Below are 359 nucleotides of genomic sequence, written 5' to 3' on the forward strand. Positions count from 1 at the left end.
AATCTTAAAAAACCATATCCCCTGCTTTCTATGTAATCCAAAAACAAAGAAGAATGCGAAGGAAGACAACGCAAATAATCTCTATAACTTTTCACATCCTTCACAGGAAAAGAATGGTCAATATAATGGTCATGCAAACAAGTCATGATATCGTAAGGCTTTTCCCAACCGCAATAAACCTCGACCCCATTCCCAAACATATAACGAATAGCCTTGGTCTCATAACGTGCCTTCAATCGCACAGCCTTTATATTGAACAGATTTTCAAGCCTCTGTACTTCTCTCTCTATTTCTCTATATTTTTCCTTCTTTACCATATCCATAACAATCTCCGACCCTCAGTTTGTGGGGTACTGGAA

The 359-nt window shown here is 38.2% G+C and carries 1 protein-coding gene; it reads right to left on the minus strand.

The annotated features are described in order from the left end of the window. Positions 1-323, minus strand: a 323-nt coding sequence (locus tag KP705_RS19560; RefSeq protein ID WP_215765515.1) for a hypothetical protein, incomplete at its 3' end; no start/stop codon positions are given. Positions 324-359 lie beyond the last annotated feature (36 nt).

It is taken from the genome of Gluconobacter sp. P1D12_c (assembly GCF_018812105.1).
Lineage (GTDB): Bacteria > Pseudomonadota > Alphaproteobacteria > Acetobacterales > Acetobacteraceae > Gluconobacter > Gluconobacter oxydans_A.